Raw genomic sequence first — 25,381 nt, 5'->3', positions numbered from 1 at the left:
AAGCGAAGTCTGCCGGGATGGCAACTGGGATAATGCATACAAGGAACGGCCGAAATATTCCGCAGGGCGGGCGGACAGTAGCGCAATCCGGGTCCTTGCCGAGAGCGGGAGTCCGGCTTCGCGCGGAGCTTGTCATCGGGCGGCAGTTCGCCGGCCTGTGGGATCCATCCGGGGTGATGGGGCCTGTTGTTGCGCGGTGGACAAATGCCCAGCAGCCCGTGATGATCAAACCATGCGGTATTCGGATTTATGTAATATATCGTTAGACGATATATTACGTTGCGTCATTCGATCGAATGAGCAAAGTTGAATCCGGCGTCTCCAGTTTTTCCCGCGACAATCAGGCATCGATATAGCGGCAATCCGTCGCATCTGCTGCTGTATCACTCCGTCACAATTGCAGCCGATACAGTCATGCCTCTTCTGTGATCATCCGAGGTAATTTTTAGTCGTCTGCAGCAACAAAAAAGTACAAGTGCGGGACGACAAAGATGGCAGAGTGCGCTCGCAAAACGGGGATCAGCAAAGGAGCTGAGACGTGACGATTGAGCTGAGCTGAGCTGGCGTGGCGTGTAGTTCGAAGGCTGGCTCGTTTGGAATGCAGATTGGTCCGTCCGGTGTCTTCGCCGCGCGAAGGGAAGGCGGAAGGATCATGAGGTTGGGGTGGGTCGCGCAAATGCGGCGAAAGAGATCAACGGGGCGGGCAATATCCGCAGGCGCAAGTTGGGTCGATGCGATCAGGCATGCCTGCGAACGCATCGAGCATGCAGGGCGCTGCGCCGAAAGCGAAGCCGACAAGTCCGCACTTCGGTCCGGGCCATCGCTGACGGGACCGCTCGGGGACTGACATGGAAGGTGATCATTGGCCTCACGGCTCGTGCGATGGCGCCGGTCGAAGCCTGGCGCGGTTGCGGAATCGTGTTGCCGGATTTTTCGAAAGCTTGTCCGTCGCAGAGCTCGTGCGCGAGCCGCACAGGCGTCTGTGGATTTCGGACTGGCTGGGAATCGCAGACGACTACCGGACGTTCGCGGAATCCGCGCGCGACAACGGATCCGTTCAGACGGCGCGGGAAGGGTGGCTATGCGCGCTGACGGCGCTTGAAGTCGCGAGAAATCTGGCTTGTCCGGGAGACATCGAAGATTCCGACCTTGCAGACAAAGTCGGTTTCAGCCTGAGAGGCTTCGAGAATGATGCGGGCCCAGCAATCGAGCGCGTCAGGATTGATTGCTTTGATCAAGAGGCGCTGACCGGAATCTTTGTCCCGGCTTGCGGTCATGGGCCTTCCGCGCCTGCTGTGATCTGCCTCAGTGATGAGGACATCACGCTGGGCTCGATGATGAGCAGGCTGCTTGCGGCTTCACCGCGCCAGAACATGTCGCTCCTGCTCATTGATGCCTGCAATCCATCTGTTCGACGCTCCTTGAAGCCGGAGCACATGCTCCAATGCTGGCTGGACTATCTCGAAACCCGTCCGGATGTCTGCTCGCAGCGGATCGCAATCTATGGCGAAGGGGCAGGCGCCGTTCATGCCTCCCGTCTTGCCCTCTCCGATCGCAGGGTCGCTGCCGCCGTGTGTGACGGCGGTCTTCTGGCGCCGGTGATGCGTCGGGCTTCACTTGGCTGGATGACCGGTCTGGAGCAGGCCAATCGTGACGAGACCTCGACCGGTTCGTCGCCGCCGCGTCGAATCGCCTGTCCGCTTCTCATGGCCGTCGGGAGCCGCTCGATGGTGTGGGAGCAGGATGCACTGGAGCTGCAAGCCGCCTATCGGCAGGCCGGAGCCGATTGCTCGGTCGTCGTGCCGAGTCGCATCCCGCATCCCCTGGGCGAGGTCGAGAATTTCGTCGCAATGGACGATTTCATCGTCGAATGGCTCGACAGCAAGCTTGGAACGGCCCGTCAGCTCGAGCCCGTGACCTACCTCTAGCCGGCGGGGACCGCGCCAAAGCGGGCTTTTCCGCACGATACTCTGCATCGCCTGGCGAACCACGCATGCCGGGCAGCTTCCGCGCCCGGCACAATCGGATCACGACACGTCGATCGCCAGCAATCGTGCAGCCAGCCGGGCGTTCTTGGCGATGGTTGCAAGCGCGGCGTTCAGATCGGCCAGGGTCTTCTCGTCGAGATCGTTGAACATGGTGGAGTTCAAGGCGAGTTTTCGCTTGGACAGTTTTTCGATGTCCGCGGTTGCCTTCGGCGTCAGCGACATCAGGACGAAGCGCGCGTCGTCGTCTCCCGGCCGCCGCGACAGGAAGCCGGCCTTTTCGAGGCTCTTGGTCTGATTGGTCACGAAGGCCGGGTGGACCCGCAGCTTGTTCGCGATGTCGATACCGGCGACGCCTCGCCCCGCGTCCAGTTCGGTGATGGCCATCAGAATCAGCCACTGCGGCTCGGTAATGCCCAGCAGTCCGGCCCAGCTGGTGTGGATGTCCTCCAGCTGCGAGTTGATCTCGACGACATTCCAGATGAAGTCCGTAATTGCCCTGTCGAGTTTTTTCTCGATCATGTGGCTTCCCCCGTTTCCCCTGACCCTTCTTTTAAAGGGATATTGCGGAAGCGTCTCGCAAATCGCGCGCCGGCCAATTTGGGGGATCCTGCATGTTCAAAACGGCCTTTTCGATTAGTGCTTGCAAAAATCAATTAATTAAATTACGTCTCATTCCACTCAGATTTTGCTGCTCTTGACCGTCTCGGCGGGCAGCGATGTGAGACCTCCAAGAAAGCCCTCGGGATGCCCTCCGAGGGCTTTTTCTTTTATATTACAATTGTTTATTTGAGGTTGCGACCGCCCCTGTTGCCCTCAGGCAACATCTCGCGTCGAACTTACAATTCATTAAATCAATAAATTGAGGCGATTGTTTTTATAAACTATATGTGAAGCCACGACGGAGGGGGGGCACCTCACTGTCGTTTCAGTCCGGACCCTCAGTGCGGATCTGAATTGAACGGAAATTGAAGAGGGTAGAGCGGCCTCCGTCGAGGAGCCGGGCCCCCTGAACCGACCTGGAGGTTTACTAATGAAGTTTACGAAGACGCTTCTTCTCGGCTCGGCAGCCGGCCTGATGGCCGCCTCCGGTGCTTTCGCTGCCGACCTTCCCGTGAAGGCCAAGGCAGTCGAATACGTCAAGATCTGCTCGCTGTACGGCGCCGGCTTCTACTACATCCCGGGCACCGACACCTGCATCAAGCTGGGCGGTTATCTGCGCGCTGAAGTCGCGCTGGGCACCAACAGCTCCTACGGCGCTGCCAACGGCTCCCCGGCCGGTGCGCACAACCGCCTGAGCAACTACTACACCATGCGCGCTCGTGAAGACCTCAACATCGACACGCGCACCGCGACCGAATACGGCGTTGTCCGTACCTTCTTCGACGGCGTGTTCTCCTGGACCACCGGCGGCTATCAGGGCTCCGGCTCGGCCACGGGCGGCACCGTCTACACCGGCTCGCTCGGCCTCAACACCTCCGGCGCAGCCCCGGCGCTCGTTGGTTCGTCGGTCAACGGCACCGACGGCAACACCTCGGCCGGTTCGCTCGGCGTGTACTACGCCTTCATCCAGTTCGCCGGCTTCACCATGGGTAAGGCCGTGTCGCAGTTCGACGCGCCCTGGACCAACTATCCCGGCAACAACTTCGACGGTCTCGTCGGTGGCTCGGGCACGGTCACTGGTGTCAACCAGTTCACCTACACCGCTGACTTCGGTCAGGGCGTGACGGCTGCCTTCTCGGCTGAAGACGCGACCTCCTACTATCAGGCTGGCAACCAGAACCTGACCGGCGCGACTGCGGCCGGCATGGTGGGTGGCACCTACGGCACCAACGCCATCGGCGGTTCGCGCTCTCCGAACCTCGTCGGTATGGTCCGTGTCGACCAGGCTTGGGGTCTCTTCCAGGCGTCGGTTGCCGCGCATGACAACCACGTCGCTTACTACGGCGCGACCGAGACGACTGGCCACCCCGACGACAAGTGGGGCTGGGCTGTTCAGCTGGCCCTGTCGATCAAGAACATCCCGACTGGTGCGGGTGACGTGATCAACGTGTCGGCCGTCTACACCGATGGTGCGACCCGCTACAACTTCCAGAACCTGGCGGGCAGCTCGTACTCGATGTTCGGCAGCTCCGGCGTTGCCTACCAGAGCGTCGGCTTCGCCAATGCTCCGGACACCGTGTACGTCACCGGCTCCTCGCAGGAGACCGTCAAGACCTGGGGCTTCCGTGGTGCTTACACCCACAACTGGGATCCCTACTGGAACACCGCGCTGTACGGTGCCTACGCTCAGGCTCAGTACGGCTCGCTCGCCAAGACCGCTCTCTGCGGCGCTGGTGGCGGCGGCGGCGTGTTCGGCGGCCTGGCCGGCGTCACGGGTTGTAACCCGGACTTCGCCATCGGCCAGATCGGCCTGATCACCCGCTGGACTCCGGTCAAGAACCTGACGTTCTCGGGCGACCTGAACTGGACCCATCTCGACCAGAAGTACTCGGGCACTGTCGGCTACGCCGGCGCCGGCACCACTGCCAAGCCCGCTGCTCTGTACGAGCTGAAGGACCAGGACAGCATCACCCTGCTGCTCCGCGCTCAGCGCAACTGGTAAGATCAGTCGAAACATTTCGACGAAGCACCCGGCGGGAAACCGCCGGGTGTTTTTTTATTGCTCGACTGATTCGCAACCCGGATGGAGCGCAGCGCAATCCGGGGCCGATCGCCCGGCATCTGACAATTCCCCGGATTTCGCTGCGCTCCATCCGGGCTGCGGGCCCTGCAGTTGCCCGTCGGGCAAAACACCCCGATAGCGGGTCAATCCGGCTCGCCAAAAATATTCTACTTTACCGAAATTCTGATTTGCCGTATGTGTTGCCCATCCCGGCTCACCCAAGAGGGGCGATCTTGTGTCGTCACTGTCGCGAGCCGGGTCTTGCGGTGGACGCGGCAGCGTTCGGGCGCGAGAGGCGTGGGCAGGGCGGATTGCTCTCCGTGAGCCCGAGGCTTCGCGCGACGAACGGCGCTGCCAGGCTTCGTCTCGTCTGTAAGTTTCCGGCTCCGTCGACAGGGTCGGGAATACTGCGGCGATATGGCGGGCCGTGCGTACGGCAAAACCGTGTGGTCCTGGCCGTCGTTGCTACGGTCAAGCGCTTGCGAATGCGGCTCTCGCGTCAACCGGCGCGGTGCTGGTGGATTTCGCAGGCGTGAGGGAGGCCAGAAGGAACTCGGCTCCCGGGAGAGCACGGCATAAGCCGTCCAACCATCGCGCAGGGAAGGCCGAGTGACGGCTCCACCTGTATGCTGCTGTGCGGTCTTTTGCGCTACGTTTTCGCGCGGCGGACCGCGGGTGCGATGTCAGCACCCGGCCTTCCCTGCGCCCTCTTGGCTTCGAGGGTGAAGTGACCAGCAAAGCTCGGGCGGATGCGCCGCGAGAGCGAATACGCATGTCTGCAACCAAACACTCGCTGTCATCGTCCGCGAAGGCGGGCGATCCAGTATTCCGAGGCAGTTGTGGTTCAGCCGAGAAGCCGCGGCGTACTGGATTCCCCGCCTTCGCGGGGAATGACCGTACTTGGAGAACGACCTGTCGCCTCATACTCCGTCATTGCGAGCGCAGCGAAGCAATCCAGACTGCTTCCTCGGAAAGACTCCGGATTGCTTCCGCCTTCGCTCTTCGAGCTTCGGTGGACAAGTCGCTACACTCGCAATGACGCGAGGGAGAGAGCAATGCGCCACACTCCGCTCTCGTGCCCCGGACGCAGCGCAACGCCCTAATGGTGCGGCTGCAGAGCCGGGGCCCATTCATCCGTATCGTACTGCGCCGTGGGTCTCGACTCCGCGAAGCAGCGTTGCACACTGCAGCGCCTCGGGAACACGAGAGGACCAGACGCCTTTCAACCGGCAGTATGTCTATGAAAGTTTACACAAGCGCCGACGGCGTGACGCGCGCGAAACTTGCGCGCCGATCAGACGGCAAGCGCTCGCCTCAACCCTGGCTCGCCACGCGCGCGCGATCGAGATGCTCCTCGATCTTCGGGCGGTCGCGGGTGCGCTCGAAGCTGGTGCAGAGGAGTTCGGTCTCCTCGAGAGACACGGGTGCGCGATACAGCCGGCACATGAACTCGGCGCTGGTGCGTCCCTTGCTCGTGGCGGGACTGCGTTCGGCGAGAAACATGCAGTCGCGACAGATGCTGGCATCGAGCCGCTGATGGGCCGCATCGAGATGATTGAGGATCTCGCGGAGCGAGTCGCGCAAGCGGATGCACTCGTCGGTGCCAAGCGAGGTGACCGCATTCACGACGTGATTGATCGGGTCGTGCTGGCTCAGGCACTTCTCGCCCTGTGCAGTGACGTGCAGCACGACGGATCGCTTGTCCTCGTGCGAGGGTTTTCGCACCAGGAAGGTTTTGCTCTCCAGCGTCTTCACGATCTGAGATGCGGTGGCCCTGGTGGCGCCGATGAAGCCGGCAAGCGCGGACGGCGTGCGCGAGAATCTGTTGGCGCGGCCGAGAAAGCGCAGCGCCATCCATTCCCGGTCACGCAACCCGTGTTGATTGCCTTCGAAATACCAGGCTCTGGCCGCCTGAACCAGCAGCTCGACTGCCTCGCGTGCCAACGGCATGAATTCCTACCTTGCCCCCGGTATCACGTCTGCGGCGCGCCGAAGCCGCAATCCGCCGTTGCGTGCGAGCGTTTCGCGAGAAGCCGTACCAACCGTCATGTCCGGCACATATGCGATGCCCGTATTTCGTGCAAAGGCACGGACTGTCCGGCATCCGGCCTGGACCGACGGGCATTGCGAGATACGGCGCGAGAAGCGGTGTCGATGATGGTACGCCAAGCGTAGCGTCGTCGAACGAAAGCCCGAGTTGCCGTCACAGCCGGACGATGGATCGGAATTGTTCAACCGTAGCCCCTGAAGTTCAAGTCACACGCAGACGTTTCTTGTATTCCGCCGAAACGATGAATGAGCTTCTCAACAAAATCAAGTAGAGACGCTCTCGGAGACTGGATGTCGCTCGAAGCAATTGTAACGTTCAAGACAATCGCGCTCGTGAGGACACATGATGGTGATCGTAATACGCAGTGTAACAAGGGACTTGCACGCAACGATGCTACAGCTTGATTGCGCGCATGTCGCCGCCCGTCGTTGATGCAAATTGATGGAAGCTTGTGCATGACGACGACGCGGCTCGGTGCGTCATCCACAACTTGTACGATCCGCCGGAGAATCGGCAAGGGAACTCGTAAGGATTACACGTGGCGGTTGTTGTGGCAATGATTGCCAGATGGACCTGCTGAATCACGTTCGGCTCAATCCTCAGCCGAACGGTTGATGCGCGTGCGTCATGGGCGCGGCGGCACGCGTGATCGCGTGTCACAATCATGAGCAGGGCCGCGATGGCGGCGGGCCGAACCTGGCCTCGCCTGGCTACTCGCCCTTGAGCATGTCTCGCAATTCGCGGAACGGATCGGCGCTCGGCCCGGCCGAAGCGTCCTGCCGCATCGCGCTGTAGATTCGCGGGACCATGTCGACGGCCTGGTCCAGGCCCGAATCACGTCCCGGCTGATATCCGCCCATCAGGCGAAGGTCGCGGGTGTCCTCGTATTTCGCGATCATGGTGCGCAGCTTGCTCACCAATTCGCGCTCCTCAGGGTCCCAGACGTTGTGGGCGAGGCGGGAGACCGAGGCGAGGACGTCGACGGCGGGATAGCGCGCCTGGTCGGCGATGTGCCTGGAGAGCACGATGTGGCCGTCGAGGGTGCTGCGGATGGTGTCGGCGATCGGCTCGTTGTGATCGTCGCCGTCGACCAGCACGGAGAAGATGCCGGTGATCGTGCCGGATCCCTCCTCGCCAGGGCCGGCGCGCTCCAGGAGGCGCGGCAGGTCGGTGAAAACCGTTGGTGCATAACCGCGCGCCACCGCAGGCTCGCCGGCGGCGAGCGCAACCTCGCGGGCGGCATGGGCGAAACGGGTGATCGAATCGACCACCAGCAGGACCGATTCGCCCCGGTCGCGGAAATATTCGGCGACCGCCATCGCGGTCTTCGGTGCCAGCCGCCGCATCATCGGACTTTCATCTCCCGTCGATACGATGGTGATGGCGCGGCTGCGGTTGGCGCCGAGCACGTCCTCGATGAATTCGCGCACCTCGCGGCCGCGCTCGCCGACGAGTGCCAGCACGACGGTGTCGAAGCCCTGGCTGCGGGCCAGCATCGCCAGCAGCGTCGACTTGCCTACGCCGGAGCCGGCAAAAATGCCGACGCGCTGGCCGGCGCAGATCGGCGCGAACAGGTCGATGACGCGCACACCGGTGTGCAGCGGTTTGTGGACGCGGGCGCGTTTCATCGCCGACGGGGCCTCGGCTTCCGCAGAGACGGCGCGCGCCCCCGGCGTGAGGGGCCCCTGTCCGTCCAGGGGCGCGCCGAGCGCGTTGATGACGCGGCCCTTCCAGCTTGGATCGGGCGCAAAGGACAGTGGCGGCATCCGGTAGGCGACCGAGCCGAGCCCGCCGGCGAACTGCCGGTCGAACGGTTTGGCGATGATGCCCTCGCTGTCGATCCGCACCACCTCGCCGATCTGGGGGTTGCCGCCCGTGTTGACGCCGATCAGCTCACCAAGCCTGACGAAGCGCGACAGGCCGGAGACACGGAAATGCGTCGGTGCGATCTCGGAGATCGCGCCGCTGACGCTGGCCAGGGGAGTGCTCTGCTGAAGCTCCAGCAGCGCCCACTCGAGTTGCCGAAGAGCGTTCAAGGAAACCGTCCACCATCATTGCGCGCGCGGCGCACTCTACTTGCAAGTCTATTTGCCCGGTTCGCCCAGCGTCCGGATTGCGTTCTGGAGCGAGCTCTCGGTGCCCTCGATCATCGAATTGGTGCCGTCGAAGGCGCGCGACGCCGCGATCAGCTTGGTCAATTCCATCATCGGATTGGCGCCGGAGCCCTCGACATAGCCCTGCTTGAAGCCGTCGCGGGAGAAATCGGCGATGGCGGTCGCGGGCCGGTCCGGCGTGACACCGGAATTGCCGTAGCGGTCGAGATTGGCGTCGGCTGGAATGTTGAACAGTCCGATGGAGCCGATCTCGTTGTTGTCCTGGCTGATCGCACCGCTGCGTGCGATCGAGACCGGGCCGCCGTTCGGGTCGAGCGTGATCTGTGCGCCGCCGGCGTCGATGACGGGGAAGCCGGACACCGTCTGAAGATCGCCGTTGGGGGCGATCTGGAGCCGGCCGTCACGGGTATAGACCGTGCCGTTCGGGCCGGCGAAGGCGATCCAGCCCTGTCCGACCACGGCGACGTCGAGCGGGTTGCCGCTCTCGGTGATGCTGCCCATCTCGCGCGAGATGATGTTGTCGCCGGGCGAGGAGAACGCGACCGGGTTGGCACCGGCCTTGGACAGCACGGTCTCGAACTTCACCACGTCGGTGCGGAACGCCGCCGTGTTCACGTTGGCGACGTTGTTGGCGATGGTCTGGAGGCGCTTCTCGAGCGCAACCTGCGCCGACAAGCCGACATAGAGAGCCGATTGCATGATTTACCTGTTGAACCGGATGTTCTGAAGCGTCGTGAGCATGTCGGTATCCAGGCTGACCGACGTCGACGACGCGCCGGCGATCAGGACCAGGGCGGAGTTGGTCGAGGTGTCGCTCTGGGCCTGGGCCGCATCCCACATCGCCGCGAAGCGCTGCACGAATTTGGTCACCTTGGCCGGATCCTGAAAGTCGGTGAGATCGATCTTGTCCGTGATCATCTTGGCCTGGGCGTCGATGTCGGACGAGCTGATCGTCGACGACCAGCCCATGGCGGTCTGGACCACCTGGGTCAGCGCCTTGTCGGCGAGGACCTGATAGGCGGTGGTGATCGTGGAGGCCTTGCGGGTGAAATAGAGCGCCAGCCGAAGACCTTCGTTCTGGTCGCCGGCCTTCTCCTCCATCGTCTGCGTGACGTATTGGGTCGCCGTGCCGGTCGTTGCCGCGGTCGCCTGGGTCGCCTGGTCGCCGAGGGCGGCGAAATTGAAGGCGGTGGCGAATTGCCGGTAGCGGGTGTCGGACAGCTTGTTGGCGAAGGCATCCTTGTCCGAGACACCCTCGGTCAGCACCTTGCGCATGAAAGCCTTGGCATAGGTCATGTCGCTGAGGCCATAGGCCTTCATCGCGTAAGAATAGAGGCGATAGTCCTTCAGGAAGTCGTCGACCGTCTTGACGTTGCCGATATGGCTCAGGAAGTAGTCCGTCTCGCGGCTGACATCCGGCTCGGTCGCGACCTGCGTCAGCGACTTGCCCATGTCCTTGGTCAGTCTGGTGTAGTCCGCGATCGTGGATAGCATGGCATACGCCCCTCTGGCCGCTTCTGCGGCCTGGTCGCAAGCTGCCGCGAATTGCTTGCGCGGGGCTGGCGACCGGGAAGCCAGCCCCGCGCAAGGCTCGCCGACTAAATATCTCCGGTGGGATCGGCGATGGAGCGGTGCGTTGGGCAGTCTCGTGGGGATTTTCATCACGGTAGCGGCGCTGCTTGGCGGATTTGCCGCCATGGGCGGGCATCTGGCCGTGCTCATGCAGCCGTGGGAATTCGTGATCATTATGGGCACTGCGGTCGGCACCTTCATCGTTGCCAACCCGTGGAAGACGATCGTCGATACCGGCGTTGCCTGCATGCAGGCCATCACCGGCGCGGTGCCGGGTGAGCGCTATTATCTCGATCTGCTCGGCGCGCTCCATTCCCTGATGCGGGAGCTGCGGGGCAAGGGCCGCAACGAGGTCGAGGCGCATATCGACGATCCCTCGTCCTCCGAGATCTTCAAGGCATGCCCGAGCGTGCTCGCCGACCCGCCGCTGCTCCAGTTCATCTGCGATTATGTCCGCCTTATCATCATGGGCAATGCGCGCACGCACGAGATCGAAGCGCTGATGGACGAAGAAATCCATACCATCGTGAAGTCCAAGCTGGCGCCCTACAATGCGATCGTCGTGGTGTCCGAGGCGCTGCCGGCGCTCGGCATCGTCGCCGCGGTGCTCGGCGTCATCAAGGCCATGGGCGCGCTCGACCAGTCGCCGAAACTCCTCGGCGGCTTCATCGGCGCGGCGCTCGTCGGCACTTTCGCCGGCATCTTCCTGTCCTACGGCGTGCTTTCGCCCTTCGCGCTGAAGATCAAGATGACGCGGGAGAAGCGTTGCCGGCCCTACATCATCGTCAAGCAGACGCTGTTGGCGTTCATGAACGGCGCGATGCCGCAGATCGCCGTCGAGCATGGCCGCAAGATGATCGCGAGCACCGAGCGGCCCTCGATCGACGTCGTCGAGAACGAGACCATCGCGGGTCCCAAGGCCGTCGTGACCGACGCTGAACCGAAGGCTGCCCGCGCATGATGATGGAAGATCTCGACGTCGATCAGCGGAAGCAGCTGCCGAACTATCTGCTGGACGCCGCCGGCATATCGATCGAACGCATGCCGATGCTTAATGTGATCTTCGATCGCATGGCGGCATCGTGCACCGACAGCCTCCAGCCGATGGCCGGAACGCCGTGCTACTTCTCGGTCAACGGCATCACCAACGATCCTCTCGGCGACATCATCAAGGACTACGAGGGCAACGCGGTCGCCGCCGTGCTCTATGCCGAGCAGTGGGACTCGCGCGTCATCATCATGCTTGATCGCGACTTCGTCTTCACGATGGTCGAGGCGATGTTCGGCTCCGACGGCGCGGAACCGCCGCTCGATGTCGAGCGTACCTTCTCGAACATCGAGATCCGGCTGGTCCAGGCGCTGTTCGAGCGGTTTGCCAAGGCGCTGCAGGGCGCCTTCGCCGGTACGTCCAATGTCACCTTCCGCGTCGAGCGGGTCGAGACGGCGATGGCGTCGCTGGCGATCGGGCGCAGCAGCAACATGTCGATCTGCGCGAACATCATGGTGCAGGCGCTCTATCGCGGCGGCCAGATGTTCCTGATCATTCCGCACTCTGCGCTCAACCCGTTGCGGCAGAAGCTTGCAACCGTCACCGCCAGCGACGGCCGCACGACCGATCCGCGCTGGCGCGAGCAGATGGAGAGCGAGGTTCATCGCACCGAGGTGACGCTGAGCGCGGTGCTCGACGAGAAAATGATATCGCTCGACGACGTCGTGAAATTCCATGTCGGACAGGTGCTCGAGCTCGAAGCCACGCCGCGGACGCTCGCCCGGCTAGAGAGCAACAACCAGGTGCTGTTCTGGTGCCAGATCGGCCAGCTTGATGGCTATTACGCCATGCAGGTGGCAGATCCCGTCGATCAGAAACGGGAGTTCGTCGATGATATCCTATCTCGTTGATGCAGTTCTGCTGATTGCGCTGGCTTTCACCAGCATGAGGGTGACCAGGATGCACCGTGAACTGGCGCGGCTGCGCAGCTACCAGGGCGAATTTTCGACCATCGTTCACGAGACGGCGGGCGCGTTCGATACGGTCATCAACGCGGCGCATGATTCCACCGCAAATCTGGGCCGGCTCGCCAACGTGCTGAGCACGAAGATCGACCAGGCCCACGAAGCGATCGCGGCGCTCGATGAACGCAGCGGACTCCGGTCGGCCGTGGCCGTGGGCGGCGCCGAGGCGAACAAGCACTGAATTCGGGACATGCAGGACACGTGCGACCGGAACGTTACGGCGCTCCGGGGGCGGAAATACCAAGAGGCGATACCAAATGGCGCAATCTTTCGAATATGAATCTGCATCGGCATCGGTAGAGGCCGAGGCGTCGCCGCTGGAGCGGCTGGCGGAAATCGCCGCGCGCACGGCGGAGGAAACCGGCAAGTTCGCCAATGTCGATGCCATCCTGCGCATCCCCGTCACCATGCAGGTGGTGCTGGGATCGGCGACCATTCCGGTGGCAAATTTGATGAAGCTCGGTCGCGGCGCCGTGGTTCCGCTCGATCATCGTGTCGGCGAACCGGTCGACGTCGTGGTCAACGGCCGCGTCGTTGCCCGTGGCGAAGTGGTCGTCGTCGAAGAGGATAATTCCCGCTTCGGTGTCTCGCTCACAGAGATTGTCGGACCGTTGGGGCAGGGTGATACCTGACCATGGCGGCACAGGTCGGCATCGCGCCCATCAAGCAGCGAGGCGTCGCCACGCTGGGCGGAACGGAAAAGGTCGCGGCGCTCCTGCTCGCCATGGGGCGTCAGGCGGCCGCGAGCGTGCTCTCGCAGTTCGAGCCGCAGGACATCCGCATCGTCACCAAGGCCGCGGCTGAGCTGCGGCCGATCACGGCGCAGGAGCTCGAGTCGATCGTCGAGGAATTCGCCCAGCAGTTCTCGATGGGCGCCAACATTCTCGGCACCATCGGGGGCCTGGAAGCCGTGCTGGGCGACGTGCTCCCGGCCGACCAGGTTTCGGCGATCATGTCGGACCTGCTCGGCAATTCGAGCCGGTCGGTGTGGGATCGTGTCTCGTCGGTCTCGGAAAACTCGCTGGCGACCTACCTGTCCAAGGAGCATCCGCAGACCGCGGCGCTGATCCTGTCCAAGGTCAAGCCGTCCTGCGCCGCCAAGGTCATGAGCCAGTTGCCGTCGAGCCTGCGCAACGAGCTGATGCGGCGCGTGCTCAGCCTCAAGCCGATCGTCGACGACGCCATGAAGGTGCTCGAGAAGACGCTGCATGAGGATTTGACGCTGAACTTCGCCCGCAACCTCGGCGCGGACACCTACGCCCGCGTCGCCGACATCATCAACAAGATGGAGCGTGGCCACATCGAGGACATGCTGAAGAGCCTGTCGGAGAAGCGGCCGAAATCCGCCGAGGTGCTGAAGGAGCTGCTGTTCACTTTCGACGACGTGATCCACCTGACGCCGAAGGCGCGCACCATGATCTTCGATCAGGTGCCGACCGATCGCATCGTGATCGCGCTGAAGGGCACGGACAAGCATTTCCGCGAAACGATCCTGTCTTCGGTCGCCTCGCGCGTCCGCCGCGTCGTCGAGCACGAGCTCGCGATCGGCGAACCGTCGAACCAGCGCGATGTGCTGGAGGCGCGCCGCGTCATCACCGACCTCGCACTCGAACTTGCGGAGAAGGGTGAAATCGAACTCAACCCCGACCAGGAGGATGAGCTGGTCTTCCGCTGACCGCTGAACGGGCATGGCAGAATCATCCGACAAGGAGAGCAGGACAGAAGAGCCGACCGAGAAGAAAGTCCGAGATTCGCTCGAACAGGGCAAAATCCCGGTCTCTCGGGAGGCATCCATCTTTGCGTCGATGGCGGCGCTGATGGTGATCATGTCGTTCCTGATCGGTCAGGGCGTGCAGCAATTGACGCCGACCTTGAAGAGCCTGCTCGACGATCCCGAGGGTTTCCCTCTCAGCAACGGCGCGGATGCGCAGAACCTGCTCACCGTGGTGGGCCTGCAGGCGCTGCGATTCCTGGTGCCGCTCGTCGTCATTCTGGCGGTGTTCGGCCTCGCCGCCTCCCTGCTGCAAAACGCACCGCGCCTGGTGCTGCAACGTATCCAGCCGGACATGTCGCGAATCTCTCCGATCAGCGGCTGGAGCCGGCTGTTTGGTGCACAGGGGCTCGTTGAGTTCGCCAAGTCGTTGTTCAAACTCGTTGCCGTGACGGTCGTCGTCGTCTTTGTGCTGCGCTCCTCGGAGGCGAGGGCGTTCGAGGCGATGTACACCGACCCGGTCGCGCTGCCGGAGATGATTCTCAACATCGCGATGCGGATCGTTTCGGCGATCTGCATCGCGACCATCGTCCTGGTCGCGATCGACCTTGCCTGGTCGCGGTTCCATTGGCGGCGCGAGCTGCGCATGACGAAGCAGGAGATCAAGGACGAGCACAAGCAGTCCGAAGGCGATCCGCTGATCAAGGCGCGCCTGCGCTCGCTGGCGCGCGACCGTTCGCGCCAGCGCATGATCTCTTCCGCTGCGCGCGCGACGCTGGTGATCGCGAACCCGACGCACTTTGCGATCGCGTTGCGCTACAAGCGCGACGAAAATGCGGCGCCCATGGTCGTAGCCAAGGGCATGGACGTGATCGCGCTCAAGATTCGCGAAGTCGCGGAGCAGAACCGAATTCCGGTGATCGAGAACAAGGCGCTGGCGCGGGCGCTGTATGAAGCGGTTCAGGTCGACCAAGTCATTCCCGCGGAATTCTTCCGGCCCGTGGCCGAGATCATCTACTTCCTGCAGTCCAAGCAGGCGCCTCGCACCGAGAAGGTTCAGTAGATTTCCGAGGACGATTTCGTCTGCATCAGCCTGACGAAAGCTTGCGGCCCTAAACTTCTCCTTAATGAATCATAATGGGGCTGTCGTGGGACCGCTGTATCTCTTCGAACTCGCATCGTCGCAGGCGCGGTATCTCGAGCTCCGCCAGTCGACCATTGCGACCAACGTCGCCAACGCCAATACGCCGGGCTTCAAGGCGCGTGACGTCGAACCCTTCAACAAGGTGCTCGACGGAACGCCGGTCAGGCTCGCCACCACGTCGCCCACGCACATGCAATTGTCCGCGGCCGAGACCGACACGCGAAAGACCGCGAAGAAAGACAGCTGGGAAGTGGTCCACTCCGGCAACTCCGTGAGCCTCGAGCAGGAAATGATCAAGGGCAGCGACGTCAGTCGCGACTACTCGATGAACTCGGCAATCGTGCGGTCGTTTCACCGCATGCTGCTGTCGAGCGCGAAGAGCTGAGGTGAATTGACATGCTGGACTCACTGCAAGCGTCATTGACGGTCGCGAGCTCCGGGCTCGAATCGCAGTCGACGCGCATGCGCATCGTTTCGGAAAACCTTGCCAACGCGACGGCGACGGGGCGCACCGCCGGTGCCGATCCCTATCAGCGCAAGACCATTACATTCGATGCCGCGATGGACCGCGCCTCGGGCGCCCAGCTTGCGAAAGTCAAGGAGATCGGTGTCGACACCACGCCGTACCGCGTCGAGTACGATCCGGGGCATCCCGCCGCCGACAAGGCCGGCTACGTCAAGCTGCCGAACGTCAACATGATGATCGAGATGGCCGACATGCGGGAAGTCAACCGGTCCTATGAAGCCAATCTCCAGGTTGTGAAACAGGTGCGGTCGATGCTCGGCATGACCATCGACCTGCTGAGGAGCTGACAATGCTTGAAGCGATTTCATCCACCGCGATTTCCGCAGGCCAGGCTGCGTCGCGAGCAACCGAAGCGCAGGCTATCGCGCCTGCGGCGACCACGGCCATCCAGTCCGGCGGCGATGTCGGATTCGAGTCGGTCATGAAGCAGGTGACGTCGGACGCGATCGGAACGCTGAAAGCGGGCGAATCCGCCTCGATCTCGGCGATGCAGGGCAAGGAATCGACGCGGAAGGTCGTGGAGGCGCTGATGTCGGCGGAGCAGGCCTTGCAGACGGCGGTCGCGGTTCGCGACAAGGTCGTGCAGGCCTACCAAGAAGTCGTTCGTATGTCGATTTGATCTGAAGGAGTGACGTAAGTGAAATCGCTCGCCATTGCGGCCACGGGCATGAACGCCCAGCAGACCAACATCGAAGTCATCGCGAACAACATCGCCAACATCAACTCGACGTCCTACAAGCGTGCGCGCGCGGAATTCACCGATCTATTCTACCAGATGGACCGCATGCAGGGCGTCGCGAACGTTAACGGCTCGTCGCCGATCCCTGAAGGCTCCAATCTCGGCCTCGGCGTCAAGGCGACGGCCATCCGCAAGCTGCACATCCAGGGCGCGCTGACTCAGACCGGCAACCCTTACGACCTGGCGATCAACGGCCGCGGCTGGTTTCAGGTGCTTGGCCCGAACAACGAGGTGCAGTACACCCGTGCCGGCTCGTTCAGTCCCAATCCCAACGGTCAGCTCGTCACGACGGACGGCTACCTGCTGGATCCGGCCATCACGATACCGCAGGGTACTGTCCAGGTCACGGTGAACCAGACCGGGCAGGTGTTTGCCAAGCTGGACACGGAAATCAACCCGCGCCAGATCGGCCAACTCAACCTCGCCAATTTCGCCAACGAGGCGGGCCTCGAGCCGCTCGGCAGCAATCTCTATCGCGAGACCACGGCGTCGGGCACGCCGGTCGTCGGGCTGCCGGGGGATTCCGGCTACGGCAAGATCAACCAGCAATATCTCGAAGCCTCGAACGTCGATCCGGTCAAGGAAATCACCGAGTTGATCTCGGCGCAGCGCGCCTACGAAATGAATGCCAAGGTCATCCAGGCCTCGGATGAAATGGCCTCGACGGTCTCGAAGGGCCTGCGCTAGTTCCGGTGTCTTGATGTTGAACAGGGTGGGCTTGATGCTGCGCGGGCTGGCCGCCGTGCTGCTGGTTCTCCTCTCCGCGCGCGTGGCGGCGGCCGAGGAGAAGCGGCTTCCGGTGCCGGCCGTGTCGATCCGTGCCGGCGAGCTGATCCGGGACGACATGATCACGGAACGCGCCTTCGCGCCGAACGTGCTCGGCGTCGCGATGTTCATCGAAGGGCGCCAGATCCTGGTCGGCCGCATGGCGCGTCGCACTTTGCTGCCGGGCCAGCCGATCCCGACCAATTCGGTGGAAGATCCCTGGACCATCTCCCGCGGCGCGATGGTCAAGGTCGTGGTGGAAGACAGCGGTCTGTCCATCGTCACTTACGGCGCGGCGATGCAGTCGGGCGCGGCAGGTGCACTCATTCCGGTGCGTAACACCGACACCGGCGTGATCATCAGGGGCGTCGTCCAGCCGGACGGCACCGTCAAGGTCGTGGACGGATCATGACCAGATTCCTGCTTGCCCTCGTCCTGCTCGTTTCCGCCGCCAGCGCCCAGGCCGCCGTCCGTATCAAGGACATCGCGGACATCAAGGGATTGCGCGAAAACCAGATCGTCGGCTACGGCCTCGTCATCGGCCTGAACGGGACCGGCGACACGCTTCGAAATGCCCCCTTCACGGAGCAGTCGCTGCAATCGATGCTCGAGAACATGGGCATCAACGTCCGGAACGAGACCACGAGCACCAACAATCCCACGCGTCCGACGACGCTGCGCACGCGCAACGTCGCGGCCGTGATGGTCACCGCGGACCTTGCGCCGTCGATCGGGGCGGGGGAGCGCATGGACGTGACCGTGTCGTCGCTTGGCGATGCGACCTCGCTGCTCGGCGGCACGCTGGTGATGACGTCGCTGCGGGCCGCGGACGGCGCGGTCTATGCGGTGGCCCAGGGCGCCGTCACGGTCGCCGGTTACAGCGTGGGAGGCCAGGCGCAGAACGTCAGCCAGGGCACGCCGACCGCGGGGCGCATCCCGAACGGTGCGCTGGTCGAGCGCGAGGTGCAGGGAAGTCTCCATGAGATGGAATTCCTGGTGCTCGAGCTCAAGAATCCCGATTTCGTCACCGCGACACGCATTCTCGACGCCATCAACCGGTTTGCCGGTGGCCGCTACCGGGCGCAGATCGCCTTCGAGCGCGACTTCCGCACGATCGTGCTGTCGAAGCCCCGCCATATCGGCCCGGTCCGCTTCCTGGCTGAAATCGGCGAGCTGACGGTCGAGCCGGACACGCCGGCGCGGGTCGTGATCAACGAGCGGACCGGCACGGTGGTGATCGGGCGCGACGTGCGCATATCGACCGTGGCCGTGACCCACGGCAACCTCACGGTTCGTGTCACCGAGCTTCCCGTGGTGTCGCAGCCGGCGCCGTTCTCGCGGGGGCAGACGGTGGTCGTGCCCCAGACCATCGTCGAGGCCAACGAGGCCGGGTCGCAGGTGGCGATCCTGAGCGGCGTCGACCTCCAGCGCCTGGTGCGCGGGCTGAACCAGATCGGCCTGAAGCCGTCGGGCATCATCGCCATCCTCCAGGCGATCAAAACGGCCGGCGCGCTCCAGGCCGACGTCATCGTGCAATGATGCGCAAGCGTCGTGCAAGCTTGGTCGCTCAATGCTCAGGTCCCGACCGAGAATCGCGCGCGGCCCGATGCTGAAACTGGATCACAAAGCCAAACTTCTTCTCCTGGCCGCGGCTTCTGCGTTCGTGAGCGCGTCGCCTGTGCTCGCCCTGGACGAAGCCAAGCCGTCGAAGCCGCTCAACCTGCTGTCCTTCGCCCGTGCCCGGGCGCCCGGACCGCAAAAGCCGGCCTCGCCGATACCGGGCGACAATGCGTCGATCCGGACGACGGCGTGGGCCGCCGAAGACACGGGACCCGCGATCACCGGCGCGGTGCCGGCTGCGGAGACGCCTGCACCGGCACGCGCCCCGGCACCGGCTCCTGCTGCAGCGCCCGTACGTCCTGCCAAGCCCGGCAGCGTCACGGCGCCGCCGAAGCCCGCACCCGCACAAGCCGCGGTCCCTGCGGACAATGAAGTCGCCCTGTTTTGCAGCAATGTGGCCGATCCCGCCGTCGATGCGCGGCTGGCCTGGCAACTCAAGGAGCTTGAGAAGGCCGAGACCCAGCTCCGCGAGCGGATCGCCGAGGTCGAGGCCAAGCGCGCCGAATACGAGAAGTGGATGGCGCTGCGTGACGACTTCCTGAAGAAGGCCGAAGCGCAGGTGGTCGAGATTTACTCGCGCATGAAACCGGACGCCGCCGCGACCCAGATCGCCGGCATGGCGGACGAGACCGCGGCCGCCGTGCTCGCAAAACTCAGTCCGAGGAGCTCGAGCGCGATCTTCAACGAGATGGATACGGCGCGCGCGGCGCACCTTGCCGATCTGCTCGGCGGCATGCGTCGCGTGGATGACGGAAAGACCAAATAGATGAAAAATCTGATCGTCATCCTGTCGCTGTTGTCACTTACCGGATGCGTCACTGACCCGGCCGAGGTTCTGACCGGCCCGCGATTGTCGCCGGTCGGAACTGGCCTGCGGACGCAGGCCGATCCAATTCCCGTGACGCCCCGCATGCGTACGCCCGTCAGCTATCGCTCGACCTGGGACGACGGCACCGATCTCTATCGCGATCCCCGCGCTCGCCGCACCGGCGACGTCGTGACCGTCATCATCTCGATGCAGGACAAGGCCAAGCTCGACAACAAGACCGACCGCTCGCGCGATTCGCAGATCAAGTTCGGGTTGGACTGGCTGATGGATGTGGCAGGGTGGCAAGACAAGGGCTCGACCAGCGCCAATCTCAGCGCCAACACCCAGATCAAGGGCAACGGCCAGATCGACCGCACCGAGGATATCAAGCTGTCGATTGCCGCCATCGTCACCGACGTGTTGCCGAACGGCAATATGATGATCAGCGGCTCGCAGGAGTTCAAGGTCAATACCGAGATGCGCGTGCTCAACGTCGGCGGCATCGTGCGCCCGCGCGACATCTCGCGCACCAACACGATCTCCTACGAGAAAATCGCCGAGGCGCGCGTCTCCTACGGCGGTCGCGGTAATCTGTCTGACGTGCAGCAGCCAGGATGGGGACATCGGATCTATGACGCCGTGGCGCCATTCTGAGAGCCGCGGCGGCAGCGCCGCGCAGCGAGGGCAGGGGACATGATGCGCCTGATTGCGGCCATTGTTGTGCTGACCCTCGTGGCGATCGGCGCGGGCGCGATTGCCGGCCTGCAGCTGTTCGCGGCCGCGGAACGCGCCGCCGATGCGAAGAAGAGCGCCACCCCTCCGCCGGTGGCATCGAGCTACGCCGGCAGCGCGCGGCTGAGGAAGCTGTCGCCGATTGTGACCAATCTCGCGGCGCCCGCCAACAACTGGGCCCGTGTCGAGGCCTCGATGGTGACCGAGAGCATGAGCGACGAGGATGCCGGCATCCTGGCCGCGCATATCAGCGAGGACATCGTGACCTATCTGCGGTCGGCGTCGGTCGGCCAGTTCGAGGGATCGCGTGGGCTCCAGCATCTGCGCGACGACCTCGCCGAGCGCGCCAATATCCGGTCGTCGGGCAAGGTCCGCGAATTGATCATTGAGACGTTGGTGATTCAGTGAAATTGAGAGTTCTGCTGCTCGCGCTGGTTCTGGTTGTCCTGCCCGAGGTGGCGCTGGCCCAGATTCCGGATCTCAACTCGCTGCTGCCGCCCGGTAACGGCTCCACCAGCGGCAGGATCATCCAGCTGATGGCGATGATCACGGTGCTGTCGGTAGCGCCGGGACTGCTGATCATGGTGACGAGCTTCACGCGATTTGCGGTGGCGCTGTCGTTCCTGCGCGCCGGTCTCGGCCTCCAGACCACGCCCGCAAATCTGGTGCTGATCAGCCTCGCGCTGTTCATGACCTTCTACGTGATGGCGCCGACCTTCGACCGCGCCTGGGAAACCGGCGTCCAGCCGCTGATGAAGAACGAGATCTCGGAGGAAGAGGCCTATCTGAAGATCACCGATCCGTTTCGCGAATTCATGCTGGCCCATGTCCGCGACAAGGATCTCCAGACTTTCGAGTCGCTTGCGGCGGAAAGTTTCCGCAGGAAGTTCGACGACAAGCGCGTCGACCTGCGCGTCATCATTCCGGCCTTCATGATCTCCGAGCTCAGGCGTTCGTTCGAGATCGGATTCCTCATCATCCTGCCGTTCCTCGTCATCGACATGATCGTGGCGACGCTGACGATGTCGATGGGCATGATGATGATGCCGCCGACGATCCTCGCGCTGCCGTTCAAGATGCTGTTCTTCGTGCTGATCGACGGCTGGAATCTGCTCGCCTCCGGACTGGTGCGATCGTTCTCATAAGCGCCGCGATCGTCGGCCGGCTGATCATGGTTAGCGAAAAGTACCGGCTTATGGTTACCGGAGGGTAATGGTAACCATATGATATTGCTGAGAAATTCAATCCGATCTTAATCCGAGCGCAAGATTCGACGTGCTAGCAATGCGGCACGGCGGGTTGGACCCCACCCACATCAGTCCAAAGGCATGATGCCGCCCCTCCGTACCGGTGAAAGCCCGGTATGTCCCCTGTGAAAAATGTAACGCGTACATAAAGGGACATTCGCAATGTCAAGCCTGCTTACGAACTCGACCGCCATGACCGCGCTCCAGACCCTCCGGTCTGTCAGCTCGCAGCTCTCCACCACGCAGAACCGCATCTCGACCGGCCAGCGTGTTTCGACCGCTTCGGACAACGCCGCCTACTGGTCGATTGCCACGTCGATGCGCGCCGACAACGCGGCGCTCTCCGCCGTCTCCGACTCGCTCGGTCTGTCGGCCGCGACCGTCGACACCGAATATACCGGTCTGACCACGGTTGTCGGCGACAGCAGCTCCGGCCTGACCAAGCTCCAGTCCCTGCTGGTGCAGGCCAAGACCGCTGGTATCGACCGCACCAAGATCCAGGCGGACATCACCCAGATCCAGCAGCAGATGAAGGCCACCGCCGGTGCGGCGACCTTCAACGGCGTCAACTGGCTGAGCACGACCGCCACCACGCCCGCCACCGTGAACCTGGTCTCGTCGTTCTCCCGCGTCGGCGGCACGCCGACCACCGGCTCGATCAGCCTGACGGTCGCCAATTACTCGCTCTACACCGCGACCCAGGGCGGTATTCTGGACAAGGTGAGCGGCGCTGCGTCGGTCGACACGATCAGCATCTCCGCGCTGACCGACTCCGCGGCTGACCAGACCACGCTCGATGGCTACATCACGCAGGTCACCGGTGCGATCAACTCGGTGGCAGCGGCCGCCGCCGACCTCGGCGCCGTCAAGAACCGTATCTCGACCAACACGGACTTCGTGAAGTCGCTGATGGACTCGGTCGATCGCGGTATCGGCCAGCTCGTCGACGCCGACATGAACCAGGAGTCCACGCGGCTGGCGGCTCTCCAGGTCCAGCAGCAGCTCGGCGTGCAGGCGCTCTCGATCGCCAACAACAGCAGCCAGAGCATCCTGTCGCTGTTCCGCTAAGCCTCGACACGATCTGAGGAGGGGCCGCGCTTCCTGTGAAGCGCGGCCCTTTCATTTGGCGTGACGCCGCGCGCACGCCGTCATTTCGGTCGACTTGTTGCAGTCGGGCCACAGAGCCACAAGCCCCGCACAAGCTTCGTCCACTAGGCTGATCGCTACGACAGATTGGGCATTAACCCGCTTTTCCGCGGCCCAAAGGCATGACGCCGCCCTGTCGTACCGGTGCAAGTCCGGTATGTCCCCAAATTCAATCAATCTTCAAAGGGACATCAAAATGGGTTCTAGCCTTCTCACCAACTCGTCTGCAATGACCGCGCTGCAGACCCTCCGCAACGTCAGCTCGCAGCTCGCGACCACGCAGAACCGGATCTCGACCGGCATGCGCGTCTCGACTGCGTCGGACAACGCGGCCTACTGGTCGATCGCGACCTCGATGCGCGCCGACAACGCCGCGCTCTCCGCCGTCTCCGACTCGCTCGGTCTGTCGGCTGCGACCGTCGACACCGAATATACCGCTCTGACCGCGGTTGTCGGCGACCAGACCGGCGGCCTGACCAAGCTGCAGGCGCTGCTGGTCGAAGCCAAGACGGCCGGTATCGACCGCACCAAGATCCAGGCGGACATCACCCAGATCCAGCAGCAGATGAAGGGCACCGCCAACGCGGCGACCTTCAACGGCGTGAACTGGCTGAGCGCGACTGCGACCACGCCGGCGACCTTCAACCTGGTGTCGTCGTTCTCGCGCGTCGGTGGTACGCCGACGATCGGCTCGATCACCCTGACGATCGCCAACTACTCGCTCTACACCGCGACCCAGGGCGGTATCCTGGACAAGGTGAGCGGCGCTGCGTCGATCGACACGATCAGCATCTCCGCGCTGACCGACTCGACGGCCGACATGACCACGCTCGATGGCTACATCGCGCAGGTCACGACCGCGATCAACTCGGTGGCCTCGGCCGCCGCCGATCTCGGCGCCGTCAAGAACCGCATCTCGACCAACACGGAGTTCGTCAAGACCCTGATGGACTCGGTTGATCGTGGTGTCGGTCAGCTCGTCGACGCCGACATGAACGCGGAATCGACCCGCCTTCAGGCGCTCCAGACCCAGCAGCAGCTCGGCGTTCAGGCGCTCTCGATCGCCAACCAGAACAGCCAGAGCATCCTGTCGCTGTTCCGCTAAGCCTCAAAATCACCTGAGGAGGGCCGCGCTTCCCACGAAGCGCGGCCCTTTTCATTTTGGCGAGCGCTGGTCGTGGCATAACCTCGACCTGGCGGCTCGATTTTGCACGTCGATCTGGCTCGCCTTGTTGCGGCGATCACAGAGCCACAAGCCTCGCACAAACTTCGCGCGCTATCGTCGCCGTACGACAGGTTGGGTCGCTTTTCGCCGCCCAAAGGCATGATGCCGCCCTGACGTACCGGTGCGAGCCCGGTATGTCCCCATAATCCAATCCGTTTTCAAAGGGACGTCAAAAAATGAGCTCCAGTCTGCTCACCAACTCGTCTGCAATGACCGCGCTGCAGACCCTCCGGAATGTCAGCTCGCAACTCTCGACCACGCAGAACCGGATCTCGACCGGCATGCGCGTCTCGACTGCGTCGGACAACGCGGCCTACTGGTCGATCGCGACCTCGATGCGCGCCGACAACGCAGCGCTCTCCGCCGTCTCCGACTCGCTCGGTCTGTCGGCTGCGACCGTCGACACCGAATATACCGCCCTGACCGCGGTTGTCGGCGACACGACCGGCGGTCTGACCAAGCTCCAGGCGCTTCTGGTCGAAGCCAAGACCGCCGGTATCGACCGCACCAAGATCCAGGCGGATATCACCCAGATCCAGCAGCAGATGAAGGGCACTGCCGATGCGGCGACCTTCAACGGCGTGAACTGGCTGAGCGCGACCGCGACAACGCCGGCGACCTTCAACCTGGTGTCGTCATTCTCGCGCGTCGGCGGCACGCCGACGATCGGCTCGATCACGCTGACGATCGCCAACTACTCGCTCTACACCGCGACCCAGACCGGTATCCTGGACAAGGTGAGCGGCGCAGCGTCGGTCAACACGATCAACATCTCGGCACTGACCGACTCGACGGCCGACCAGACCACGCTCGATGGCTACATCACGCAGCTCACGACCGCGATCAACTCCGTGGCTTCGGCCGCCGCCGATCTCGGCGCCGTCAAGAACCGCATCTCGACCAACACCGACTTCGTCAAGACCCTGATGGATTCGGTTGATCGCGGTGTCGGTCAGCTCGTCGACGCCGACATGAATGCGGAATCGACCCGCCTTCAGGCGCTCCAGACCCAGCAGCAGCTCGGCGTGCAGGCGCTCTCGATCGCCAACCAGAACAGCCAGAGCATCCTGTCGCTGTTCAAGTAAGCTTCGGCTTTTGAGACGACCGCGCTCCCACGGGGGCGCGGTCTCCGCCGTGACCGGCGGTGTGACGGCACATGATGTGCCCGTGATCGACCTCCCGACGCCAGACTTCATCCAGCACCCAACAGCCGATCGTACGGCTGTGCACCCGTGTGCCCGCTTGTTGCTGCCGAACCGAACGGTCGGGTCGAGATTCTTGTAAAATTGCAACGCCTCGCCCGCGAACCGACACATTCG

The 25,381-nt window shown here is 63.2% G+C and carries 26 protein-coding genes; 21 read left to right on the top strand and 5 right to left on the bottom strand.

Going from position 1 to position 25,381, the window contains the following annotated elements:
- Positions 1-848: 848 nt before the first annotated feature.
- The gene (locus tag AB7532_RS29550; protein ID WP_441238201.1) at positions 849-1,928 is read left to right on the top strand and encodes an alpha/beta hydrolase; all 1,080 of its coding nucleotides are present in this window, start codon (positions 849-851) and stop codon (positions 1,926-1,928) included.
- 99 nt (positions 1,929-2,027) lie between these two features.
- Here the strand turns inward: AB7532_RS29550 and AB7532_RS29545 are convergent, their stop codons facing one another.
- Positions 2,028-2,507, bottom strand: coding sequence for a MarR family winged helix-turn-helix transcriptional regulator (locus AB7532_RS29545; RefSeq protein ID WP_441238200.1), 480 nt, complete (start codon positions 2,505-2,507; stop codon positions 2,028-2,030).
- Between the two features lie 511 nt (positions 2,508-3,018).
- On the opposite strand from AB7532_RS29545, the gene AB7532_RS29540 reads away from it, so the two are divergent.
- Positions 3,019-4,590 carry a porin gene (locus AB7532_RS29540; protein WP_441238199.1) on the top strand — a complete coding sequence of 524 codons (1,572 nt, stop codon included), beginning with the start codon at positions 3,019-3,021 and terminating at the stop codon, positions 4,588-4,590.
- A 1,374-nt stretch (positions 4,591-5,964) separates the two neighbouring features.
- Here AB7532_RS29540 and AB7532_RS29535 read toward each other — a convergent pair.
- The 4 genes from AB7532_RS29535 to AB7532_RS29520 form a co-directional block, all read right to left on the bottom strand.
- Positions 5,965-6,600 carry a MarR family winged helix-turn-helix transcriptional regulator gene (locus tag AB7532_RS29535; protein ID WP_441238198.1) on the bottom strand — a complete coding sequence of 212 codons (636 nt, stop codon included), beginning with the start codon at positions 6,598-6,600 and terminating at the stop codon, positions 5,965-5,967.
- Between the two features lie 810 nt (positions 6,601-7,410).
- Positions 7,411-8,736, bottom strand: a complete 1,326-nt coding sequence (gene fliI, locus AB7532_RS29530; RefSeq protein WP_441238197.1) for a flagellar protein export ATPase FliI — start codon at positions 8,734-8,736, stop codon at positions 7,411-7,413.
- Positions 8,737-8,784: 48 nt separating this feature from the next.
- Positions 8,785-9,513 (bottom strand): flagellar basal-body rod protein FlgF, encoded by a 729-nt coding sequence (gene flgF, locus AB7532_RS29525; RefSeq protein ID WP_441238196.1) that lies wholly within the window; start codon positions 9,511-9,513, stop codon positions 8,785-8,787.
- 3 nt (positions 9,514-9,516) lie between these two features.
- Complete coding sequence (locus tag AB7532_RS29520) at positions 9,517-10,308, bottom strand: DUF1217 domain-containing protein (RefSeq protein WP_441238195.1); 792 nt, start codon at positions 10,306-10,308, stop codon at positions 9,517-9,519.
- Between the two features lie 142 nt (positions 10,309-10,450).
- On the opposite strand from AB7532_RS29520, the gene motA reads away from it, so the two are divergent.
- The 19 genes from motA (at position 10,451) to AB7532_RS29425 (ending at position 25,147) form a co-directional block, all read left to right on the top strand.
- Complete coding sequence (gene motA / locus AB7532_RS29515; protein ID WP_441238194.1) at positions 10,451-11,347, top strand: flagellar motor stator protein MotA; 897 nt, start codon at positions 10,451-10,453, stop codon at positions 11,345-11,347.
- Complete coding sequence (locus AB7532_RS29510) at positions 11,344-12,285, top strand: flagellar motor switch protein FliM (RefSeq protein ID WP_441238193.1); 942 nt, start codon at positions 11,344-11,346, stop codon at positions 12,283-12,285. The genes motA and AB7532_RS29510 overlap by 4 nt, the downstream gene beginning before the upstream one ends.
- Positions 12,266-12,580, top strand: coding sequence for a hypothetical protein (locus tag AB7532_RS29505; RefSeq protein ID WP_441238192.1), 315 nt, complete (start codon positions 12,266-12,268; stop codon positions 12,578-12,580). Before AB7532_RS29510 ends, AB7532_RS29505 begins: the two co-directional genes overlap by 20 nt.
- Before the next feature lie 76 nt (positions 12,581-12,656).
- Positions 12,657-13,031 carry a flagellar motor switch protein FliN gene (gene fliN, locus AB7532_RS29500; RefSeq protein ID WP_441238191.1) on the top strand — a complete coding sequence of 125 codons (375 nt, stop codon included), beginning with the start codon at positions 12,657-12,659 and terminating at the stop codon, positions 13,029-13,031.
- 2 nt (positions 13,032-13,033) lie between these two features.
- Entirely contained in the window at positions 13,034-14,074 is a 1,041-nt protein-coding gene (locus AB7532_RS29495) for a flagellar motor switch protein FliG (protein WP_441238190.1), read from the top strand.
- Between the two features lie 13 nt (positions 14,075-14,087).
- The gene (gene flhB, locus AB7532_RS29490; RefSeq protein ID WP_441238189.1) at positions 14,088-15,173 is read left to right on the top strand and encodes a flagellar biosynthesis protein FlhB; all 1,086 of its coding nucleotides are present in this window, start codon (positions 14,088-14,090) and stop codon (positions 15,171-15,173) included.
- A 64-nt stretch (positions 15,174-15,237) separates the two neighbouring features.
- Positions 15,238-15,639 (top strand): flagellar basal body rod protein FlgB, encoded by a 402-nt coding sequence (gene flgB / locus AB7532_RS29485; protein ID WP_441238188.1) that lies wholly within the window; start codon positions 15,238-15,240, stop codon positions 15,637-15,639.
- An 11-nt stretch (positions 15,640-15,650) separates the two neighbouring features.
- A complete protein-coding gene (gene flgC / locus AB7532_RS29480; protein ID WP_441238187.1) occupies positions 15,651-16,067 on the top strand; it encodes a flagellar basal body rod protein FlgC in 417 nt (138 codons plus the stop codon).
- A 2-nt stretch (positions 16,068-16,069) separates the two neighbouring features.
- The gene (locus tag AB7532_RS29475; RefSeq protein ID WP_441238186.1) at positions 16,070-16,399 is read left to right on the top strand and encodes a flagellar hook-basal body complex protein FliE; all 330 of its coding nucleotides are present in this window, start codon (positions 16,070-16,072) and stop codon (positions 16,397-16,399) included.
- An 18-nt stretch (positions 16,400-16,417) separates the two neighbouring features.
- Positions 16,418-17,206, top strand: a complete 789-nt coding sequence (gene flgG / locus AB7532_RS29470; protein WP_441238185.1) for a flagellar basal-body rod protein FlgG — start codon at positions 16,418-16,420, stop codon at positions 17,204-17,206.
- Positions 17,207-17,219: 13 nt separating this feature from the next.
- The gene (flgA, locus tag AB7532_RS29465) at positions 17,220-17,696 is read left to right on the top strand and encodes a flagellar basal body P-ring formation chaperone FlgA (RefSeq protein ID WP_441238184.1); all 477 of its coding nucleotides are present in this window, start codon (positions 17,220-17,222) and stop codon (positions 17,694-17,696) included.
- Entirely contained in the window at positions 17,693-18,823 is a 1,131-nt protein-coding gene (gene flgI / locus AB7532_RS29460; RefSeq protein WP_441238183.1) for a flagellar basal body P-ring protein FlgI, read from the top strand. Before flgA ends, flgI begins: the two co-directional genes overlap by 4 nt.
- A gap of 67 nt (positions 18,824-18,890) precedes the next feature.
- Complete coding sequence (locus AB7532_RS29455; RefSeq protein WP_441238182.1) at positions 18,891-19,670, top strand: MotE family protein; 780 nt, start codon at positions 18,891-18,893, stop codon at positions 19,668-19,670.
- The gene (flgH, locus tag AB7532_RS29450; RefSeq protein ID WP_441238181.1) at positions 19,671-20,366 is read left to right on the top strand and encodes a flagellar basal body L-ring protein FlgH; all 696 of its coding nucleotides are present in this window, start codon (positions 19,671-19,673) and stop codon (positions 20,364-20,366) included.
- Between the two features lie 42 nt (positions 20,367-20,408).
- Positions 20,409-20,852 (top strand): flagellar basal body-associated FliL family protein, encoded by a 444-nt coding sequence (locus AB7532_RS29445; RefSeq protein ID WP_441239378.1) that lies wholly within the window; start codon positions 20,409-20,411, stop codon positions 20,850-20,852.
- Positions 20,849-21,589 (top strand): flagellar type III secretion system pore protein FliP, encoded by a 741-nt coding sequence (gene fliP, locus AB7532_RS29440; protein WP_441238180.1) that lies wholly within the window; start codon positions 20,849-20,851, stop codon positions 21,587-21,589. The genes AB7532_RS29445 and fliP overlap by 4 nt, the downstream gene beginning before the upstream one ends.
- A 264-nt stretch (positions 21,590-21,853) precedes the next feature.
- Positions 21,854-22,759, top strand: a complete 906-nt coding sequence (locus AB7532_RS29435) for a flagellin N-terminal helical domain-containing protein (RefSeq protein WP_441238179.1) — start codon at positions 21,854-21,856, stop codon at positions 22,757-22,759.
- Positions 22,760-23,033: 274 nt separating this feature from the next.
- Complete coding sequence (locus AB7532_RS29430; protein WP_441238178.1) at positions 23,034-23,942, top strand: flagellin N-terminal helical domain-containing protein; 909 nt, start codon at positions 23,034-23,036, stop codon at positions 23,940-23,942.
- A 296-nt stretch (positions 23,943-24,238) separates the two neighbouring features.
- The gene (locus AB7532_RS29425; protein ID WP_441238177.1) at positions 24,239-25,147 is read left to right on the top strand and encodes a flagellin N-terminal helical domain-containing protein; all 909 of its coding nucleotides are present in this window, start codon (positions 24,239-24,241) and stop codon (positions 25,145-25,147) included.
- Positions 25,148-25,381: the final 234 nt, after the last annotated feature.

Origin of the sequence: Bradyrhizobium sp. 930_D9_N1_4 (assembly GCF_052076015.1) — a bacterium.
In the GTDB taxonomy this organism is placed as follows: domain Bacteria; phylum Pseudomonadota; class Alphaproteobacteria; order Rhizobiales; family Xanthobacteraceae; genus Bradyrhizobium.
Note: the sequence above shows the minus strand (reverse complement) of the source record. Positions and strands in the feature narration are given on the sequence as shown.

What these genes read in the sequence shown, in the direction of transcription:
- AB7532_RS29550 (WP_441238201.1), top strand. Translation starts at nt 849, where the DNA reads ATGGAAGGTGATCATTGGCCTCACGGCTCGTGCGATGGCGCCGGTCGA.
- AB7532_RS29545 (WP_441238200.1), bottom strand. Translation starts at nt 2,507, where the DNA reads ATGATCGAGAAAAAACTCGACAGGGCAATTACGGACTTCATCTGGAAT.
- AB7532_RS29540 (WP_441238199.1), top strand. Translation starts at nt 3,019, where the DNA reads ATGAAGTTTACGAAGACGCTTCTTCTCGGCTCGGCAGCCGGCCTGATG.
- AB7532_RS29535 (WP_441238198.1), bottom strand. Translation starts at nt 6,600, where the DNA reads ATGCCGTTGGCACGCGAGGCAGTCGAGCTGCTGGTTCAGGCGGCCAGA.
- flgF (WP_441238196.1), bottom strand. Translation starts at nt 9,513, where the DNA reads ATGCAATCGGCTCTCTATGTCGGCTTGTCGGCGCAGGTTGCGCTCGAG.
- AB7532_RS29520 (WP_441238195.1), bottom strand. Translation starts at nt 10,308, where the DNA reads ATGCTATCCACGATCGCGGACTACACCAGACTGACCAAGGACATGGGC.
- AB7532_RS29510 (WP_441238193.1), top strand. Translation starts at nt 11,344, where the DNA reads ATGATGATGGAAGATCTCGACGTCGATCAGCGGAAGCAGCTGCCGAAC.
- AB7532_RS29505 (WP_441238192.1), top strand. Translation starts at nt 12,266, where the DNA reads ATGATATCCTATCTCGTTGATGCAGTTCTGCTGATTGCGCTGGCTTTC.
- fliN (WP_441238191.1), top strand. Translation starts at nt 12,657, where the DNA reads ATGGCGCAATCTTTCGAATATGAATCTGCATCGGCATCGGTAGAGGCC.
- AB7532_RS29495 (WP_441238190.1), top strand. Translation starts at nt 13,034, where the DNA reads ATGGCGGCACAGGTCGGCATCGCGCCCATCAAGCAGCGAGGCGTCGCC.
- flhB (WP_441238189.1), top strand. Translation starts at nt 14,088, where the DNA reads ATGGCAGAATCATCCGACAAGGAGAGCAGGACAGAAGAGCCGACCGAG.
- flgB (WP_441238188.1), top strand. Translation starts at nt 15,238, where the DNA reads ATGAATCATAATGGGGCTGTCGTGGGACCGCTGTATCTCTTCGAACTC.
- flgC (WP_441238187.1), top strand. Translation starts at nt 15,651, where the DNA reads ATGCTGGACTCACTGCAAGCGTCATTGACGGTCGCGAGCTCCGGGCTC.
- AB7532_RS29475 (WP_441238186.1), top strand. Translation starts at nt 16,070, where the DNA reads ATGCTTGAAGCGATTTCATCCACCGCGATTTCCGCAGGCCAGGCTGCG.
- flgA (WP_441238184.1), top strand. Translation starts at nt 17,220, where the DNA reads ATGTTGAACAGGGTGGGCTTGATGCTGCGCGGGCTGGCCGCCGTGCTG.
- flgI (WP_441238183.1), top strand. Translation starts at nt 17,693, where the DNA reads ATGACCAGATTCCTGCTTGCCCTCGTCCTGCTCGTTTCCGCCGCCAGC.
- AB7532_RS29455 (WP_441238182.1), top strand. Translation starts at nt 18,891, where the DNA reads ATGCTGAAACTGGATCACAAAGCCAAACTTCTTCTCCTGGCCGCGGCT.
- flgH (WP_441238181.1), top strand. Translation starts at nt 19,671, where the DNA reads ATGAAAAATCTGATCGTCATCCTGTCGCTGTTGTCACTTACCGGATGC.
- AB7532_RS29445 (WP_441239378.1), top strand. Translation starts at nt 20,409, where the DNA reads ATGCGCCTGATTGCGGCCATTGTTGTGCTGACCCTCGTGGCGATCGGC.
- AB7532_RS29435 (WP_441238179.1), top strand. Translation starts at nt 21,854, where the DNA reads ATGTCAAGCCTGCTTACGAACTCGACCGCCATGACCGCGCTCCAGACC.
- AB7532_RS29430 (WP_441238178.1), top strand. Translation starts at nt 23,034, where the DNA reads ATGGGTTCTAGCCTTCTCACCAACTCGTCTGCAATGACCGCGCTGCAG.
- AB7532_RS29425 (WP_441238177.1), top strand. Translation starts at nt 24,239, where the DNA reads ATGAGCTCCAGTCTGCTCACCAACTCGTCTGCAATGACCGCGCTGCAG.